The organism is Fulvivirga aurantia (assembly GCF_009711475.1).
GTDB lineage: Bacteria > Bacteroidota > Bacteroidia > Cytophagales > Cyclobacteriaceae > Fulvivirga > Fulvivirga aurantia.
In genome coordinates this window covers 1-1501 of record NZ_SMMD01000281.1, presented here as the reverse complement: position 1 = coordinate 1501, position 1501 = coordinate 1, and the positions used below count along the sequence as shown (strand labels likewise).

At 35.3% G+C, this 1501-nt stretch carries 2 protein-coding genes; both read right to left on the bottom strand.

Annotation, left to right across the window (positions count from 1 at the left end; translation table 11 throughout):
* Window positions 1–155 precede the first annotated feature (155 nt).
* Window positions 156–710 (bottom strand): mycothiol transferase, encoded by a 555-nt coding sequence (locus E1176_RS01140; RefSeq protein ID WP_155208750.1) that lies wholly within the window; start codon window positions 708–710, stop codon window positions 156–158.
* A 161-nt stretch (window positions 711–871) separates the two neighbouring features.
* Window positions 872–1501, bottom strand: a 630-nt coding sequence (locus E1176_RS20295; protein ID WP_185152524.1) for a hypothetical protein, incomplete at its 5' end; no start/stop codon positions are given.

The window sequence follows — 1501 nt, the reverse complement described above, 5'->3', positions numbered from 1 at the left end:
TTCTAGAAACCAAACCGGGTGCTTATGCCATATTTTATTTTTAGCTTCCGGTAGACTTTCTTCGATAATGAGAGCTAGCGTGTCGCAAATCTCCTTTTCTTCTGCGGCTAATTGATTATTAAACTTTATAGTGTCTGAGTTCATGATCAACAGACCTAGTCTTTCATCCTTTTTTTAATCATGGCAATTTGGCCCATGTGATTGGCCTGGTGTTCCATGACATGAAACCATGCCCAATAGTAATTGTAATCATCATCTCTGATTTTTAGAAACCATTCATCATCTTTAGTTTTAAGCATCTGTTTAGATTTAGCTCTTACTTCATCCCACTTATTTAGATAGTAATCTATAGGCTTGTCTTTTAATTTATCACGAGCCTCATCGCCCAAATCCATAGCAAGGTTCCATTCCTCTGAGGCATCATTAAGATTACCGTCATAAAATGTAGCTTGTTGGTAGTACATTTCTGTTGCAGCTAAATGTATAATCAGCGCACCCATTCTATTGGCCTCATCATCCATGAGAAAGTCTGTTTCTTCCTGACTTAAATGTTTTACCTGGTTAGTAATTCTGTTCTTTAAGTCATCAAGCATCATAATCATGGTGCTTATGTGAGGGTTTTGTTTGTCTTTAATTTCAATGATTGTCGGTTGAGCATAAAGAGACAGGCAGCATATTAAAAGTACAGCTGCTAAACACAATTTTTTCATAATGGTAGTTGATAAAAGGTGGTGATCAACTTTTACGTAAATAGATTGAGAATTGTTAATACACGTTTAGAATTATGGGCCTAAACATGATATTGTGAATTTTAGAGTCGCAATCACAATTATAACCTTAGAGAACTATTGGGTTACCAATTTAATTTAGATCACTTATCTAGAGCCTGTATCTCATCTAAAATTTCCTTTAAGCTTCGTGCTTCTGGTTTGATATTAATTTGATTTTCAGTTTTGAGCGTATGTTTCTGTTTATACAGCCAATACTTACCATCAGATTTTGCTGTTACTAATACCGTTACAGGTTCTCCTAATGGTAAATATTTAAAAATGTTACTATCATCTGTAAATCGTAAATTCATTATGGAACTTAGATTATCGAAGATGAGGTAACAGTGTAAGCGCATATTGCCAGAGTAATTGAGCTTTAGATCAGTTTGATTTTCAATTTCATAAAACTTGTCACAATTGATCCATCCTAAACTATTAAAGCCAAAACTGAACTCCGAAGGTATGGTCTCCATGGCCAGGGTATCTGATAAAAGATTGTTATAGATGCTTTCAAGTCGAACGGTGTCATCACCGCTTACTCTATATTTTTGCATGATCGTAGAGTCCTTTCCATAAGAGAGTGTGACAGTTCGCTCCATAATGATGATGGTATCCTTGGTTACATCTCCCAATACCCAGTTAACTGATTCATTTGACTCAATGCCTTTAAAATATTTGCCTTCATCCAGAGAGAACTTATTTGGGAAGGTTATTTTGGCTGGCTTTATAAG